Here is a 17,438-nt window from a genome sequence, read left to right on the forward strand (position 1 = left end):
AAATTTTTCCTCAAATGTTTGTGAATTGTAGGTTGTTAACAGTTAACAATTAACTGGTAGTCGAATTGTAACTTCTTGATAAAATTCCTCTTGGAATAGTTCTACTTTAGATTGAGCACAAAGCAGGAGTAAAGCCCAGAAAATACTGACTAACTCACCATTTGCTGAAGAATGTTCTAATTGGTTTTTGACATAGTATTTACTTTTTGTCCATAGATTAACTAATTCTGGTAATGTCCACCAGATATCTTGACTATTTTCCTCCTTGGTTTTTGCTGATAAGTGTAATAATTCTTCTACTTGTGCTGCTACCTCTGTTAAATTTTCCTGGTGTGCTAAATCTAATGCTTCCTGCATTGTTTTTACCGCAGGCGGATAGCGTTTAGTCGTTTTAGTTTTAACAACTTTTTCAACTTGCTTTAATTGATTTGCCATGAGATGCAATTGTTCTATCAACTCTTGCAGTGTGACTCGACGTTTCCCAGGAGGCATAGCAGCAGGACGACGGCGCAAATGTTGTTCTAAATGCAATCTCTGGCTAGAATACAGCAAACCATTGTCTACCGTTAATACAGTATCATCTATTACTTCATCTTGTATATCCTCTGGTCTTGAGATTTGTGTTAATGTATTAGCTTTAAATAAAACCAAGATTGATGCTGATAAAAATGCTTGTCCAGATTGATATAAATCCGTCTGATATGTTTTAAGATTACTCTCTGGATTCATTAATGCTAAATAATCATCTATAACTTCAATAACTTGCACATCCCAAGGATTAATTTCGCCTTGTTCAGCTTGTTTAATTAAGTGGTTGATTTTTGTTAATAATTCTGTAGTATTCATGAATTGGTGATTGGTGATTGGTGATTGCTAAAATAATTATCAATTATCAATTCTTTATTCTGACTCGTGACTCGTGACTCCTGAATCACCTTGGGTAGAATCGGAGTGATATGTAACTGTAAAATCTGAGTTGAAATCATGACTTGTATTATTTTGATGATTTTTAATAGCATCAAAAGTTCCTTTAATAGTACCAGCAACAGGAACAGCTACTAAACTTCCTAAAAGTCCTGCAATTTGAAATCCCATTAAAATAGATACAAAAATCCAAATAGGATTAAGTCCAGTAAAATTACCCATTAATTTAGGAGCAAGAATATTATCTTTAATTTGTTGTAAAACGATAGCAGAAATTGCTACGGGAAGTCCTAACCACCAATTTTGTAATAATACTAATATAATCACTAAACCTATACCTAAAGTTGCTCCAATAAAAGGAATTAGTTCAGAAATACCGATAATAATAGCAAATAATAAGGCAAATGGTACACGCAAAAATACAAAAATAGGAGTGAGAAATAATACCATAAATAATGCTAATAATAATTGACTGAGAAAGAAATTCTGAAAGTTTAGTTTTAAAGATTTGGTGAAAGGAATGATAATATTTGCGGGAAAAATATTAATTAAACCATACCAAACTTTATCGCCATATATTAACATATAAAAAGCTAATACAATGACCAAGATAATATTAAATAATGCTGATAAAATAGTTCCAGCAAATCCTACCGCACTAGTAGCTATTTGTTGGAGTAAATTTTGAATATTAGCATTAATTTGGTCAGTAATCACTTTTAAATCTATAGATAAACGACGTTGTTTAGCTAATACTTCTAAATGATCAAGATTGGCTTGACTAGCAGCTAACCAGTCAGGAATTTTATTTAACAGTTGAACTGTTTGGTCCATTACCATAGGTACAAGAGTAACCCCCAAAATACTCAAGATAGTTAAAGTAATAATTAAAACAATAATTACTGATTGAGTGCGGGGAATGGTGGCTTTTTCAAATAGTTGAACTGGGTAGTTGAGTAAAAATGCTAAAATAGCAGCTACACTGAGAATAGTTAGAGGATGTTCAAAATATCTAAACACTAAGGATAGTAGCCAGATATTGAGAGCAATAATCGGACCACCCAGACCATAAGTTAATAAATTTTGCAGGGATGTGGAACGACGCATAGTGACTGAAAAGTTATAAGTTAAAAATTGACCATTGAAAATTAAAAAACTTTATACAACTTTATACATTTATAGTATCTTTTCCTATTCCCTGTTACCTGTTATATAACCTATACACAAAATTGTTAAAAGCTGATAGCTGAAGGCTGACGGCTGATAACTGATAGCCATTAATCTCAAAACTAGGAATTAACAACAATGGATACAAGCATAGCTGATTTGCGTAGAGACTACAGTTTACAAGACTTAAACGAAAAAGATGTAGATCATAATCCCTTTAAACAATTTCAAACTTGGTTTAGTCAAGCTGTGGAAGCGCAATTAACTGAACCTAATGCTATGACTTTAGCTACTTGTACACCTGATGGTCAACCTGCGGCTAGGATGGTACTACTCAAGGATGTAGATGAGCAGGGTTTTGTGTTATTCACTAACTATAACAGTCATAAAGGGCAAGAGTTAGCAATTAACCCCCAAGCAGCTTTAGTATTTTGGTGGGCTGAGTTAGAACGTCAAGTAAGGGTTGTGGGAACTGTGGAAAAAATTTCTTCTGCACAGTCTGATAGTTATTTTGAAGTGCGTCCGCCTAAAAGTCGTTTAGGTGCGTGGGCTTCTAACCAAAGTGAAGTAATTCCTAGTAGAGAAATATTAGAACAACAGTTAAAAGATTTTGAGCGTAAATATGAAAATCAAGAAGTTCCTAGACCTCCCCATTGGGGGGGATATCGGGTTATACCTACCAAAATAGAGTTTTGGCAAGGGAGATCAAGCCGTTTGCATGATCGTTTACTTTATACTCGTTTAGAAGATGGTAGTTGGAAAATAGAACGGTTGTCACCTTAATTATTAAATTGCTAAAGATCCCCGACTTCTTAAACAAGTCGGGGATCTGAATTTATTTATTAAGTAATTAAGAAATTTTTGCTCCTCGTTTTTTCCATAAACGCAATTTAATTAATGCTAATTTTGTCCAACGGAGGCTAAAGATATCATGGAGTAAGGTATAGAAACAGGGAATAATAAATAAAGTTAGTAATGTAGCTAGGGATAAACCAGAAAAAACTACCACTCCCAAAGGTTGCAAAAATTCTGCACCTTCTCCTATTCCTAAAGCTAGGGGAAACATACCTAAAACTGTGGTAATTGTGGTCATTAAAATTGGTCTAAGTCGTTGAGGTGCTGCTTTTAAAATTGCAGTTTTGCGGTCTATTTTTTCCTGTTCTCGAATTTGATTAGCCAGTTCTACCATGATAATAGCATTATTCACCACGATACCAACTAATAATACTGCTCCCACTATTACCGTTGCACCAATTGATGTATTTGTAATATAAAGTCCAAATATTCCTCCTGCTAATGCTAAGGGAATTGTGAACATAATTACTAAAGGATCAACTAAAGAATTATACTGTACTGCCATCACTACAAATACTAAAAATATCGCTAGTCCTCCTAATACTCCTAAAGAGTTTTGAATTTGTTGATTTGATTCTAATGCTGCACTGGGTAAAATACTAACTCCTGCTGGTAATTCTATATTTTTCAAAACTTGTGTAACTTCGGCTATTCCTGATCCTAAACTTGCTCCTTTATTCAAATTTCCTGCTATTAAAAATACTTGTCTTTGGTTAATTCTTTGAATTTCTCCTGGTGCTTTACCTTGGGAGATTTTAGCCACATCACTTAATTTAATGGGAGATTTACTATTGACAAATAATGGTAGTCTCTCTAATTGTGATATGCTTTCAATAGAGTTTTCATTAAGCTTGACTCGCACATCTACTAAACGATTATCCCTTTGTATTTGCGTAGGAATAGTTCCGGTAATTGCTGTTTGAATTGTCTCACCAATTTCCTGGGTATTTAAACCAACGTTAGCTACTCTTTCCCAGTCTGGTAATATTAAAATCTCTGGTTGACGACTATCTGCATCAGGACGAAACCTTAGCGATTTAACCTTTTCATCCAATGTTCTTAATACTTTTCTGCCGGTTTGTTCTAGGATTTTGCTATCATTTCCTTGAAGAATTACATCAATATCTGCACCTCTAACTGGTGAATTATTTAAGATTAAACCTCTTACTTGCCCAGGGGTTAATCGTAAACGAATATCTACTAAATTGAGTTGGTTTAATTGTTTGCTAACTTTTTGGATGTAGTTTTCTACATTAGTTCCTGGTTTAAGGGTAATGGTACTAGAACTTCTCAAGGGGTTAGCAGTGGTACTACTGGCAAATAATGAACCTCCCACGGTGGAAAATACATATTTAGTTTCTGGTTGGTTGCGGAGAATTTTACCTACTGTTGCCATGACTTTTTGATTAGTTTCTAATGGTGTACCAGGAGGAAATTGGGCAAATAACGTAGCTTGTCCAGTATTAATGCGGGGAAGTATTTCTTGGGGAATTTGTGGAGTCATCCATAAACTACCAGAAACTAAAATAGAGACAATTATTAAAATTGTCAAAAATCTCCATTTGACTATGGAAAATAAGAAATTTCCATAGAGTATAGTTGCTGCTTCAAAACGATTATTGAATTGTTTAAATAACCAAAATTGGGTTAAGGAAATAGGTAATTTTAAACCTAATAATCTTGATGTCATCATGGGAACAACTGTCACAGCAACTAAAATAGAAGCTGCTACAGCAAAACTAATTGTTAAAATCAGTTCATTAAATAGCAAGGAAATAAATCCACCAATTAATAAAAATGGTAATACTGCTACTAGGTTGGTGCTGGTTGATGCTAATAATGCTGATTCTACTTCTCGACTGCTTTTTTCTGATTGTTCAATAATTGATAAATGGGAATTTTTTAAACCTTGGGAAATATTTTCTAACATGACAATGGAATTATCAACTACTATTCCCACTCCTAAAGCTAAACCTCCTAAACTAAAAACGTTTAATGATAATCCAAATAATCCCATCAAAATAATCGCAGTTAATGATGCTAGGGGAATGGAGATGATAATAATTAAGGTTTGTCGCAATGAACCCAAAAATAACAAAACCGCTAAAGCTGCTAAACCTGTACCAATTAATCCTGAACTGGTAACGTTATTAATGGAGTTTCTAATAAATATTGATTCGTCTAATGTGGGAGTAAATGTTACTTTATCGCTAACTATTCCTGATTTTTGTAGTTCTGATAATCTGGTTTTGAGTCTTTCTACCACATCAACTGTATTCGCATCTGGTTGTTTTTGAACACTAACTTTTACTGCTTCTTCTCCATTCAAAGATACAAATACTCGCTGATTTTCTGCACCATCAATAATTTCTGCAAAATCTCGTAAATAAACCTTATTTTTCAGATTTGAATTAGCAATAGGAACTTCAAACAAGAGATTTTTGATTTCTTCTGTATTTTGAAAACGTCCGATAGTTCTGGTTAAATTTTCGGAAGTTGTTCCTAATATCCTACCTCCTGATATGTCTTGATTGCGTCTTTTCAGTTCATTCAAAACATCGTTTATACCAATGCCTAAAGATTGTAGTCTTTGTAAATCAAGGTTAATTCTAATTTCTTCTTGTACTCCTCCAGAAACATCAACTACTGCAACTCCTGGAACTACGTTTAATTCTCTTGCTAATTCTTCTTCTGCAAATACTCTTAAATCAACTCCTTGTAAATCTTTGGAACTCACTGCAAATTCATAAACTGGTAATTGAGAAGGATCAATTTTAAATATTCTTGGTTCTCTAATGGTATCTGGTAATCTACCTCTGGCACGATTAAATGTTGCGGTTGCGTCGTTTAATGCTTGATCAATATTTCCTCCTGGTTGAAAATACAAATCTAAGCTAATTTGTCCTTCCCGTGTTTGGGAAAATACTTGTAATACTCCTTCTGTTGCACTAAAGGATTCTTCTAATGGTTTGGTAATTTCATCTACTGCGACATTTGGAGAAATTCCTGGTGCTTCTATTCTCACTCCTATTCTGGGATAGGTAATTGATGGTAATAAATCTACTGGTAATCGCATGAGAAAAAAGATTCCCATGATGATTACTGCTAAGGTTAACATGAGTGTACCAATATGTTGGCGGATGGAAATAGCACTAATACTAAAACCGTTATTAACACTGTTATTTTGCTTTGATGTTTCCATATTTATTGAGGTATTTTCAGTTAATAAATGGGTTAATTATTTTTATCTGATGATTCTGATAACATGGATAATTTGACAGGTTTACCATTTTTTAATGGTTGATTACTCCGCACTACATAATTATCTCCTGGTTGTAATCCTGATAATATTTCTACTTTGTTATTCGCAATTTTGCCGATGGTAATTGCTTGTTGTTTTACTGTGGTTTTCTCTCCTCTTTTCTGCACTATAAAAACTGTGGAGGTGCTATTTTCTGTGATTTCTTGATCTTGGTTATTAATTGCAGTTATTGGGATGATCACTCGTTTATTTTCTGAGGTGGTAAATTTCACTCTTGCTAATAGTCCACTACCGATTTTATTCTCTATGTTAGGAATAACTATTTCTACAGGAATCAGTCGAGATGTGTTATCTGCACTGGGAGAAATTCTGTTAACTCTACCAATGATTTCTTGATCAGGAAATGCGTCTAATTTCACTTGTACAGATTGTCCAATTTTAATTTTTGCTAGTTCTAATTCGGAAATTTGTGTGATGATTTTCACTTGACTAAAATCACCTATTTTTAATATTTCACTTCCTGGTTGTATTAGGTTTCCTGGTTCGGTAGTTTTTTCTATGACTGTACCTGTAATGGGTGAAATTATGCGAGCATAAGAACGTCTTTCTGCTGCGGCTTTGACTACTGCTTTTTGGGCTAATACTCGTCCTTGGGCTGCTGTTACTGCTTCTTTTTCTGTTTGTACTTGTTGTAAGGTAACTTTGAGAGATTGTTTTGCTGTTTGGGCTTTTGTTTTTGCTTGTTCGGTTATCTGTTGTGATATTGCACCTTCTTTATATAGTTTGTACATTCTCTGATAGTCTGATTCAGCTTGCATTAGTTCTAGTTTGGCTTTCTCAACTTGAGCTAGAGCGTTACTAATTTGTGTTTTAGCTCTGTCTAATTCTGATTTATTGGTTACAAGTTGAGCTTCAGCTTGTTTTAAGGTATTGAGTAATAAAATATCATCTACTTGACTGATAATTTTACCGCGATTGACGGTATCACCTATATCTAAATTTAGTGCTAGTAGTCTTCCTTCGATTTGCGATCGCACGGAAATTATACGAAATGGTGCTGTACTCCCAGTATACTCCGGTTGGGGTTCTAGGAGGTTAGCATGAGCGATCGCTGCATCTACCACTGTTTCCTGACTTTCCTGTTTAGGTTTGCGAGACTGCGCTTCTACTGACTCTTTTGGTAATGAACCGCAACTAACTGTTAATGATGCTAATGCTAACATCATAGTTATGGATAATAGTGGTTTTTTGATGTTTAATATCATCAATTTAGTCCCTCATTGACTGTAGATACTCTGCTGATGGATGTATATAATTTTCGAGTTTTATCGAGTCTTTGTAGAATTATAAAATAAGTATAAAAATTTTGCAGAAATTAATATTCCCCAGTTCTAGGAAAGGTTGGAGAGTGATCAAGATGTCTTTAAATATACAATTTATAGTTAAATAATTAATATTATCTGTGTCTTAGGAAGGAATAAAAAATATAGAATAAATACTAAATAATTAAATATTCCGATCACCTGACGAACTTTAATACCCCATCCCTTTGTTGCATAAACAAGGGATTTTTTTTATGGTGGAAATGTTTTAATTTGATAAATAGTACCAAAAGTCAGTAATAATTGAAAATTTATATATCCTGGGGGGGACATGATTAGCTGATAATAAATATTAAATATTAAATAGCCCGATTACCCTACCGGACTTTAGCTCCAAATCCTCTCTTGTGTACTAATATCAAGAGAGGTTTTATTGAATAATAGGACTTACGCAAGTGTCACACTAAAAAATCTGTTTATTTGCAAGATTTATACTGTCTGACGTGGTTGGTGAGCTTGTCGAACGACACCCTACGAATGTGCCAGTTGCGTAAGTCCTGAATAAGTTATTAGCAGTCGGTAATATTCATCAGCTTTTATTTTGAAAGTTTACTAAGAAATTTACTAATCTTTGTTTGTTAATCAAAATATGAATTTATCTCACGCAGAGGCACAGAGACGCAAAGAGTATTTGATGGTGCGTCACAAGACGCACTCTAAATCTTTCATTTAAACAAACTTTTTGGTAAATTCATACATTAAGTCTACTCTACCTTTTCTTAACATTGCTGGATCTAATCTTTCGGTAGTATTACAAGTCATTAATACCACTAATTTTTGTTTAATTTGAATCCCAGATTCATCAATGACACTTTGATATAATGTCCCATCTAATAAGGCCAAAATATGCTCAGTTTTATTATTATATTGGGCAACTTCTGATGATCGATCCTGGGCTAAATTATCAGCTTCATTGATGATAATACAAATTTTTTCTAAATATGTAGGTGGCACAAAATTAGTAATAGCATCATGATCTAAAATAAAAATCACATATCCTAATGATACGAGAATTTCTTTAGCTACACTTTGAGTCCAGGCGGTTTTTCCTGTTCCTGGTGCGCCATGCACAAGCACTGCTAACTGATTTTGACTTAAAATAGTTTGTTGTACAGTATCGGTAAAATCTTGAATATCCTGGGGAAATGTTCGCAAAGGAAATTGACTATATACTTTACCCACTCGACTTTGATATCCACTTAACATTAAGGCTAAATCATAGGTGGCTTTATTAATTAATGGTTTGAGATCATTAGCCATTAAAGTGTAGTTTCTTCTCCCTCTTTCATAAGCCTCTATTTGTAACCAAACATCCTCCTTTTGCCAATAAGCATATACTGTATTAATCACATCTAATTTTTCCCAACTCACAAATTTCTCTACGGGAAAATAAAAGTCTCTCTCTGAATAATATTGAGTAATAATATTAGGACGATCTAATATTTTTAAAACTCTTAAAACTGTAATTTCTTGCAGCAAGTTCAGTACATAATCAATAGGAATACTATTACGATTGACAAATTGAACTAATGGTGTTTCTGTACTTAAATAATCTTTATGGCGTTGTTCTGGTGTCATCATATCTGGTGTGATGTAATTCCAAAACTTTTGAAATTCACCACGAGTATAATCAGACGCTAAATTAAGAATATTTGCCCACCAAGCATACTCTTTTCTGGCTAAAGCATCTGCATAATAACTCATTAAATTGATGCTTTTTTGAGTTAATTCTTGAGTATCATGAAATAAAATTCTGCCAAAATATTCTAAGTCAAAATCTCTATGAAATGGTCGCCAACCACTAGATAATAAGTTTTGACAGTTTTTATTGCTGTTACTAGTTTCGCTAGTTCGGAAATAATCAAAATCCATATCAGAATAACTATTGTATGTTCAGTGTATGTTACATAAGACAATGATACACAATTTTACTTCCTATACATCAGGCTGTATTGCAGTGTATTTCAAAAATAAAATTGTGTCAACTGATTTAAGTATGATTGATGCAATTGTCATGCTGACAGAAGCAAGCTATTTTAATGTAGCACATCTGACTAGAAAATTGTTTGTGTAGGTATTTTGGAGATTGTGGAGAGATAATAGAGAGGTTAAGGTCTTAGTGTTGGTAATTTTAGATAATTTTTTATTATACACATATCATACGTATATTATACACATATTTAGGTAGTTGATACCAATGCTACATGAAAGTTTACTATAAATGCTTATTAAAAAGACTTATGAAGTTTATATTCGTGTAAATATGGGTAATTTTTCCATATTTAATAACACTAAATTTCCATTTTTATGATTAACTAATTACGGTTTACCGAAATAATCATCATCATTAAATTAGGGTTTTCCGCACTTTTTATATAGTTCGGTGATCATCATTTAATAAGTGATAAAAACCGAATTTACATTTATTTTGGATCTGAATAAGATGATATCAAATCAAGAAATTAAGCAGTTATTCATCAAGGAGAAAAAGAATATGTTATTACGTTATCATCCCTGGCAAGAGATCAATGATATCCAACGTCAATTAGAACGTTTATTTACTGATAAAATACCTAATGAATCGCTAGAAAGAGAGTTAATTAAATCTCCGGCTGCGGAACTAAAAGAAACAGATGAAGCAATTTATTTAAGGCTGGAATTACCAGGAATGTCAGCTAAAGATTTAGATATCCAAGTAACTAAAAATTCTGTTTCTATCACTGGAGAACGGAAAAATAGCAGTCATTCTCAGGCGGAAGGTGTAACTAAAAGTGAGTTTTTCTATGGTAAGTTTCAAAGGGTAATTCCTCTACCTAGTCATGTACAAAATACTCAAGTGGTGGCTGATTATCAAGATGGTATTTTGAGTTTAACTTTGCCCAAGGTACAAGCAGAACAAAATAAGGTTGTTAAGGTTAATTTAGGTTAATTTAGGTTAATCTTTAGATCCTTCAAATCCCCGACTTTTTGAAGAAGTCGGGGATTTTATCATGATTTAGGTAGTTTAACTGTGAATGTACTACCTTTTCCTGGTTGAGAATTAACTTCTATTTTACCTTTATGCGCTTGGACTAAAAGATTGGTAAGATGTAATCCTAAACCACTTCCCGATCTTTTATGTTTACCTTGTCTAAACCTCTCAAAAATTCTTTTTTGATCTTCAATAGCAATACCATAGCCTGTGTCAACTACTTTAACAATTACTTGATTTTCATCAGGATTTGTGCTTTCAGCAATAGATATTTCTACACTACCTACATCGGTAAATTTGATAGCGTTACCAATGATATTACTAAATATTCTTCTCAGTTCTAATTCGTCTCCTCTGATAGTTCCTGGTTGTTTTTCTGTGTCTAGTTGATTTAATTCTTGGGTATTTAATTTGAGGGTTAAGTTTTTTTCTGTTGCTAAAGGTTGAAGTTCCGTGACTATTTCTGACAAAATTGTTGTTAAGTTACAAAGTCCAATATTTAAGGTCTTTTTCCCGTCTTCAAAACGATAGACTTCTAGCAAGGTATTCACCATTGTGATTAAATTATGATTACTGCGAATCATGGTCGTAATTGCTTGTTTCATTTCTGTACTAAGGGGACAAAATGTTTCTTGCAGAAATATATTTAACATTCTATCCGCAGCTACTAGGGGTGTTCTTAAATCGTGGGTAAGACGAGAAACAAAATCTTCTCGCTGTCTTAACATTCTTTTTTGGTCGTCAATGCTATGTTTTAATCTTAATAGCGATCGCACTCTAGCTAATAATTCCTCTATATCAAAGGGTTTTCTAATAAAATCATCGGCACCAGCATCTAATCCTTCCACTGCACTAGCTTCATCACATCCTGTAATTAATAAAATGGGAATATAGCTGAGATTAGCATTATTGCGGATTCTTTTAGTGACTTCATAACCATCCATTTCTGGCATACTGATATCTAACAATATTAAATCTGGTTCTGCTGCGGCAATTTTTGCTAAAGCCATTTTACCACTGGTTGCTGACTCAACTTCATATCCCTGAGTTTCTAAAATCCTTTTGACTAAAATGAGATTATCTTCTATATCGTCAATGGATAAAATCTGATCTGGTTTGATAGTCATATTTCTCTAACCTTGTTTTAAGTGGTAACAATTACCAATAACCATATTTGATGGTTGTTTGATAATTTGTATGTCCTCTATAATTTGATCTTCAACTTTGTTAAATAGATTTTCTGAAAACTTCATATTCAGTGGTAATACTATCTGAATTTTTGTACCTAATCCTATTTGGCTTTGAATATATATTTTACCTCCCATAATTTTTACTAATCCTTCAATAGTTGCTAAACCTATTCCTACCCCAGAATATTTGCGGGTATTTCCCTGTTCAACTTGTGTAAATGGTACAAAAATCTCTGGTAATTTCTGTTTATTAATACCAATTCCTGTATCTTTTACAGTAATTGTTAATTGTTTTTTTGATGTTTCAGCTATATGCAAAAAAATCCCACCTGATTCTGTGAATTTAACAGCATTAGATAATAAGTTAATTAATATTTTCTCCAATTTTAATCTGTCGTTTACAATCAATTTATTCTCTAGTTCTACATTAAATAACAGAGATAAATTTTTGGCTTTTGCTAATATTTTTATCTCTCTAACTGTTTGATCTACTAGATTAGATAAGTTGAAAATTTCTGGTTTTAATTTTAATTTACCAGTATGTATTTTTGTATAATCTATCATTTGATTTAATAGCATTAATAAATGCTTACTATTAGTTAAGATACGGTTGATCATATCCGCTTGTTCTTGATTTAAACTATGGGATTTATCATGTAAGAGTAGTTGTGAAAATCCAATAATGGAGTTCATAGGAGTTCTCAATTCATGGGATATTATTTTCAAAAACAATGATTTTTGTCTTGACAGTTGGGATATTTGTAGTTTTTGTGAGTTAATTTCTTGCTGTTGTTGTTCTATTTTTCGATTTCTATTAATCAAAATTTTCTGGCAATTGTTTAATTTATGACAGGTTGTTTTTAACACCGTTTCTGTTGCATGAATGCGGATTGCATTTTTGATGATATATTCAAGATTTCCTGCTAATATTGTAGATTTTTGTAGGTATTCAATCACTTCTATGGGCATACAGTTTATCAGTTTTCCACTATTTTCTTTTGCGTTAATTACAATTACAGGAAATGTATTTTCTCCTAATTGTAGTTTATTAATTAATTGACTAAGATTTTGTTCCAGTAATGTCTGTTCTAATAATAGACAATCATATCGCTTATTTTTTAAAGCGATAATTCCTTGATCACTATTAATTGCTGTTTGCAACTCTATCTTAATGGAGGATTTATCTAAAGCTAGATTGATTTGTTCACAGTCTTTTTCCTTAGCTATTATTAAGACTTTAAGAGTATTGTTCATGGTTTTTTGGTTTTTTATGGTTTATTTTATGTGAAATTGTTACTGATGTTCATGAATATGATAACGGAAATAATTTTAACCTTTATATTTGATTTTTATTTAGGCACTTGTGACAGTATAGTATTTGGATATTACAGCACATTCCATCTACATGAGGTACACTATGAACACAGCAAGATGCCTGTTTTACAAGGGTTTTATCATTAACATTTGTACCTCATAATAACGGAAACTGCTGTATCTTACTAAAGTTGGAAATGTTTGTGTTTTTTGGCTATTCGTTCTATTTACTATTATTTGTCACTATTATATTTCACTGTTATATTTGGACATTCTTAAAATGATTCTAAATTACTATAAGTTACTCATTAATTACAGTTATTTTCAGAACCACAGTTTTTATTTCGCTTGCGGATTAGCGAAGCCAAGTACGAACTATGCTAGGGGTAAAGGTGCCAATTAACATAGTAATCAATCTATTATATTGTTGTTACATCTTATAACACGTTAATTTTCTCCTAAAGATACTTTAATATTTTCTGTAAACTCTTATACATAATCTGGATATGACTAATGTTGATTTGCTATTTATGGGCTGTGATACTATGAAATTTCTGTTGTACTTTCTTCTATTTTGGAAAAGATATCAATATATCTGAAGATAGATTTTTTTTATTATTCTTCATAGTAGAAGTAAAAATTTATCTTTCTCTTGATGGATGTTAAAAGAGCAAACAATCATCTATCTTAGGTGTGGATAAATTAGACTAAGTTGTTAGATAAATTGATAGATGAAAGATTTTGTATAATGGTGGGTGTTTTTAATAATGAATGAAATTACTGTTGTATTAATTGAAGATCATGATTTGACAAGGATGGGTTTAAAGGCCACTTTACATACTCATGGGGGTTTAAAGGTTATTGGGGAAGCTGCTAATGCTACTCAAGGTTTAAAGTTGCTGGAAACTCTCAAACCTGATGTGGCTGTAATAGATATTGGTTTACCAGATATGGATGGTATTGAGTTGACACGCAAGTTAAAACGCTTTCAGTCAGATACGGGACAATATCAAACGAAGGTTTTAATTTTGACGATGGATAATACAGAAGATGCGGTTTTAGCTGCGTTTGCTGCTGGTGCTGATTCTTATTATATGAAGGAAACTAGTATTAGTAAGTTTACGGAAGCTGTACAAGTCACTTATCATGGTAATGCGTGGATTGATCCAGCGATCGCTAATGTGGTATTAAAGAAAATGCGTCAGGATGTATCTGGAGACAATCAATCATCTGATAAACCAAAAACTGTGAAAATAGAGGCTTTATCAACGGAATATGAACAGGTTTTAGAAACCTATCCTTTAACTCAACGAGAATTAGAAATTTTGGAGTTAATTGTCGGTGGTTGTAGTAATGGACAAATAGCAGAAAAATTATACATTACTGTGGGGACGGTAAAAACTCATGTTCGCAATATTTTAAATAAATTGTGCGCTGATGATCGTACTCAGGCTGCTGTGAGGGCTTTACGTTCGGGTTTAGTGGTTTAGTTATTAGCTTTCAGTTGTCAGTGGTTAGTAGTCAGATATCAGGAAAAGGCTAAGAAACACAAATATAAGCCTAATGAGATGAAATTATGATATCATACAATTTATCCTTCCATAGAAGTACCAAAGCTGATTACTGATTACTGAAAGCTGAATAATTACAGTTTAAATATTCCATCCATTTTTATTCTTAAGCAGGACTTACGCAACTGGCACATTGGTAGGGTAGGGTGTGGTTCGACAAGCTCACCAACCACGTCAGACAGTATAAATCATGTAAATAACCAAATTGTTGATATCTGACGCACCCACTCAACAGATTTTTTAGTGTGACACTTGCGTAATTCCTATTAAGATTGCTTTTAATAGTTCAACTTTAGGAGGAGCTAATTTAGGTAATAAAATCTCAGTAAAAGTATTATTTCCATCAAAATTTATACCTGAATCACCATGTATAGTTTGTTAAAAAGACATTTGATTTTTACTATCTAAATCAGTAAAATACTGCATGATTGCTAAACTAATATTCCGTTGCGAATTATTTGGTAAGCTGATGTGCAGCTAAACGTTTGACAAAAGTAGGGATCAATATCCATACCACGACACGATTACCTGAAAATAAAGAGAGCGCAGAAAACATAATTGTATCTTCCCTAAATTACGGTTTTAAGATAATGTTGTTAAACATTCAATAAACATTGAGCAATTCTTTTCGCCGCACCTGGTTTTCCCATTCTTTGTTGACCATTTTGGCATATTTTCTGGCGTAATTCCCAGTTACTTAATAATAAGTCCATTGCAGTATTTACCTGTGTTGGATGATTAATTAATCTTAATGATATACCTAATAAACGACTTTGGGCTTCGGCAAAATCTGGGTTATATTGGGGACCTTTTCCTGGTATTGCTATTGCTGGTTTTCCTAAACCTATAAACTGTTCAGTTGCTGTTCCGGCCATTGCTATGGACACATCCCCTAAATGTAAACAATCATTATAAGCTGACTGAGTTAATATTATATAATGTCCTTGTTTTTCCCAAGTTAAATAATGATTATCGCTAATTTTGATAGGATAACTATTGCAAATTTTCCAGCCAGAATTTTCTACCATTTCTGATAAAATAGTAACATCTAAACCAGGAGCGATCGCTCCTAAAAACATCATTTTTCTATTTTCTAAACCATCCATTAAAGCTGATACCGTCGTCATAATTACGCTCCAATTATTATACACTTCCGGCGCACGAGAACCAGGTAATAAAGTCACCACCAAATAATCGGATAAACCGCTCTTTTCCCGATCAAAACTATCCCAACTTGGATCTAAATTATCCATCATGGGATTACCAACATCAAACGCTGGTACAGAAAACTTTTGTAAAATTTCTGTGGTTAAAGTATCTCTAGGAAAAACTGCTAAACAACGTTTTAAACCCATTAACCATCTTTCCCAAGGATGATAAATAGAACCCGAAAAATGTTCTAAAAACGCCAACCGCGACTCCCGCGACAATAAACCCAACTCATCCTGCACATAATATTCTGACTTAGCCGTACCCACAAAAGCGTAATTAGCACCACTTACAGCCGCAAATAACAGAGGTACAATGTCCCCAACTGCTAAAATGATGTTTTTGTGATTTAAACCCCTTTTGTGACGCGCCCAACCCCGCACTGTTTGAATTTGACTCCAGGTTAACTGGACTAAACCACCGGACACATCCCGCATTAATTCTTTACTATCCATATAAATAAAGCCACCAGAAGGCATATTTTGGACTTTACCAATAATAGGTACATTTATTTTCTGATAAGCTAAACCTTCTCCCACTATAGGTAAAGCAGAAATAGTTATAGGTGTTACAGGTGTGGATAAATTTCTTAAAGCCTGTATAATTCTAACAGCAATAATATCTTCACCATGACCATTACTTAAAACAAGTAGATTTAAACAAGAGTTATTCATTATCCTTTCACACCGCTACCCGTATCAGTAGGGACGATATATTTTTGTAAAAACAGAAAGAGAATTAAAACTGGCAGAATAGAAATTACCGAACCAGCGGCAACTAAGCGCCAATCTAAAGAAAAAGTACCAGCTAGTTTAGCAACTCCCAAGGGTAAGGTATATAAATTTTCATTTTGAATCACAATTAATGGCCATAAAAAATCACTCCAACTGCCAATAAACACAAAAATTGCTAAAGTAATTAAAGCTGGACGAATGGCAGGTAACATAATATGCCACCATAGTCCTAACTCCGAACTACCATCTAATCTTGCTGCTTCTTCCAGTTCTTTAGGAACACTTAAAAAGGCTTGACGCAATAGAAAAATACCAAAAGCAGAAGCTAAACTAGGGAAAATTATCCCTAAATAACTATCTCTCAATCCCAGTTTTATAGTTAAAATATACAGGGGAATCATCACAATTTGAAAAGGAATCATGATGGTAGTAACTATGGCGATGAAAATAGCATTTTTACCTAAAAAAGACAGTCTAGCTAAGGGATAAGCAGCTAAGGAACAAAATAATAAATTTAATCCCACTGTTAAAACAGAAACGAAAATACTATTATATAAATATTGTCCAAAAGGTAAAGATTGCCAAACTTGAGCAAAGTTATTCAATGTGGGTTGACTAGGCAATAGTTCTGGTGGAGATTGAAATATATTTTCCGTGGGAGATTTTAAGGAGGTGCTAATTAACCATAGCATGGGAAATAGCATGATTATGGCAATGACGCTTAAAATGCTGTAGATTAATAAAGTTTTGATGGTAGATTTTCGGGAGTTGGTCATTTTCAAATTGGGTAGTTGGTAATTATGGTATAATAAGGGTTAACAACAGGTGTTTGAGTTTTCATAGTGTTGATTTTCCTACT

Annotated in this window: 12 protein-coding genes; 3 read left to right on the forward strand and 9 right to left on the reverse strand. The window is 33.1% G+C overall.

Translation table 11 applies throughout. The features are described 5' to 3' along the window. Positions 1-42 precede the first annotated feature (42 nt). Together H6F32_RS03430 and H6F32_RS03435 are read right to left on the reverse strand one after the other, a co-directional pair. On the reverse strand, positions 43-846 hold the full coding sequence (locus H6F32_RS03430) for a segregation/condensation protein A (protein ID WP_190367935.1): 804 nt from the start codon (positions 844-846) through the stop codon (positions 43-45). A gap of 54 nt (positions 847-900) precedes the next feature. Further along, entirely contained in the window at positions 901-2,031 is a 1,131-nt protein-coding gene (locus H6F32_RS03435) for an AI-2E family transporter (RefSeq protein ID WP_190367936.1), read from the reverse strand. Between the two features lie 198 nt (positions 2,032-2,229). On the opposite strand from H6F32_RS03435, the gene pdxH reads away from it, so the two are divergent. Next, on the forward strand, positions 2,230-2,874 hold the full coding sequence (pdxH, locus tag H6F32_RS03440; RefSeq protein ID WP_190367937.1) for a pyridoxamine 5'-phosphate oxidase: 645 nt from the start codon (positions 2,230-2,232) through the stop codon (positions 2,872-2,874). 67 nt (positions 2,875-2,941) lie between these two features. On the opposite strand, the gene H6F32_RS03445 is transcribed toward pdxH, so the two are convergent. The 3 genes from H6F32_RS03445 to H6F32_RS03455 form a co-directional block, all read right to left on the reverse strand. Next, complete coding sequence (locus tag H6F32_RS03445) at positions 2,942-6,148, reverse strand: efflux RND transporter permease subunit (RefSeq protein WP_190367938.1); 3,207 nt, start codon at positions 6,146-6,148, stop codon at positions 2,942-2,944. Positions 6,149-6,180: 32 nt separating this feature from the next. After that, a complete protein-coding gene (locus tag H6F32_RS03450; RefSeq protein ID WP_242031033.1) occupies positions 6,181-7,434 on the reverse strand; it encodes an efflux RND transporter periplasmic adaptor subunit in 1,254 nt (417 codons plus the stop codon). Between the two features lie 825 nt (positions 7,435-8,259). Then, positions 8,260-9,462: an AAA family ATPase gene (locus H6F32_RS03455; protein ID WP_190367940.1), complete on the reverse strand. Its 1,203-nt coding sequence runs from the start codon at positions 9,460-9,462 to the stop codon at positions 8,260-8,262. Between the two features lie 622 nt (positions 9,463-10,084). Here H6F32_RS03455 and H6F32_RS03460 point away from each other — a divergent pair. Beyond that, a complete protein-coding gene (locus H6F32_RS03460; RefSeq protein WP_190367941.1) occupies positions 10,085-10,519 on the forward strand; it encodes an Hsp20/alpha crystallin family protein in 435 nt (144 codons plus the stop codon). 59 nt (positions 10,520-10,578) lie between these two features. Here the strand turns inward: H6F32_RS03460 and H6F32_RS03465 are convergent, their stop codons facing one another. Both H6F32_RS03465 and H6F32_RS03470 read right to left on the reverse strand, forming a co-directional pair. Beyond that, the gene (locus tag H6F32_RS03465; protein ID WP_190367942.1) at positions 10,579-11,688 is read right to left on the reverse strand and encodes a cell wall metabolism sensor histidine kinase WalK; all 1,110 of its coding nucleotides are present in this window, start codon (positions 11,686-11,688) and stop codon (positions 10,579-10,581) included. Positions 11,689-11,694: 6 nt separating this feature from the next. Next, positions 11,695-13,005 carry a HAMP domain-containing sensor histidine kinase gene (locus H6F32_RS03470; protein ID WP_190367943.1) on the reverse strand — a complete coding sequence of 437 codons (1,311 nt, stop codon included), beginning with the start codon at positions 13,003-13,005 and terminating at the stop codon, positions 11,695-11,697. 827 nt (positions 13,006-13,832) lie between these two features. Between H6F32_RS03470 and H6F32_RS03475 the strand changes: the two genes are divergently transcribed. Further along, complete coding sequence (locus H6F32_RS03475) at positions 13,833-14,555, forward strand: response regulator transcription factor (protein ID WP_190367944.1); 723 nt, start codon at positions 13,833-13,835, stop codon at positions 14,553-14,555. A 677-nt stretch (positions 14,556-15,232) separates the two neighbouring features. Here the strand turns inward: H6F32_RS03475 and H6F32_RS03480 are convergent. Together H6F32_RS03480 and H6F32_RS03485 are read right to left on the reverse strand one after the other, a co-directional pair. Then, a complete protein-coding gene (locus H6F32_RS03480; protein ID WP_190367945.1) occupies positions 15,233-16,519 on the reverse strand; it encodes a lipid-A-disaccharide synthase-related protein in 1,287 nt (428 codons plus the stop codon). Then, on the reverse strand, positions 16,519-17,355 hold the full coding sequence (locus H6F32_RS03485; RefSeq protein ID WP_190367946.1) for a carbohydrate ABC transporter permease: 837 nt from the start codon (positions 17,353-17,355) through the stop codon (positions 16,519-16,521). The genes H6F32_RS03480 and H6F32_RS03485 overlap by 1 nt, the downstream gene beginning before the upstream one ends. Positions 17,356-17,438 lie beyond the last annotated feature (83 nt).

The sequence above is a fragment of the Anabaena sp. FACHB-1237 genome (genome assembly GCF_014696225.1).
In the GTDB taxonomy this organism is placed as follows: domain Bacteria; phylum Cyanobacteriota; class Cyanobacteriia; order Cyanobacteriales; family Nostocaceae; genus FACHB-1237.

Excerpts from the sequence above, each read along its gene's own strand:
- H6F32_RS03475 (WP_190367944.1), top strand. The coding sequence starts at position 13,833 with ATGAATGAAATTACTGTTGTATTAATTGAAGATCATGATTTGACAAGG.
- H6F32_RS03435 (WP_190367936.1), bottom strand. The coding sequence starts at position 2,031 with ATGCGTCGTTCCACATCCCTGCAAAATTTATTAACTTATGGTCTGGGT.
- H6F32_RS03445 (WP_190367938.1), bottom strand. The coding sequence starts at position 6,148 with ATGGAAACATCAAAGCAAAATAACAGTGTTAATAACGGTTTTAGTATT.
- H6F32_RS03470 (WP_190367943.1), bottom strand. The coding sequence starts at position 13,005 with ATGAACAATACTCTTAAAGTCTTAATAATAGCTAAGGAAAAAGACTGT.
- H6F32_RS03465 (WP_190367942.1), bottom strand. The coding sequence starts at position 11,688 with ATGACTATCAAACCAGATCAGATTTTATCCATTGACGATATAGAAGAT.
- pdxH (WP_190367937.1), top strand. The coding sequence starts at position 2,230 with ATGGATACAAGCATAGCTGATTTGCGTAGAGACTACAGTTTACAAGAC.
- H6F32_RS03480 (WP_190367945.1), bottom strand. The coding sequence starts at position 16,519 with ATGAATAACTCTTGTTTAAATCTACTTGTTTTAAGTAATGGTCATGGT.
- H6F32_RS03430 (WP_190367935.1), bottom strand. The coding sequence starts at position 846 with ATGAATACTACAGAATTATTAACAAAAATCAACCACTTAATTAAACAA.
- H6F32_RS03450 (WP_242031033.1), bottom strand. The coding sequence starts at position 7,434 with ATGATGTTAGCATTAGCATCATTAACAGTTAGTTGCGGTTCATTACCA.
- H6F32_RS03460 (WP_190367941.1), top strand. The coding sequence starts at position 10,085 with ATGTTATTACGTTATCATCCCTGGCAAGAGATCAATGATATCCAACGT.
- H6F32_RS03455 (WP_190367940.1), bottom strand. The coding sequence starts at position 9,462 with ATGGATTTTGATTATTTCCGAACTAGCGAAACTAGTAACAGCAATAAA.
- H6F32_RS03485 (WP_190367946.1), bottom strand. The coding sequence starts at position 17,355 with ATGACCAACTCCCGAAAATCTACCATCAAAACTTTATTAATCTACAGC.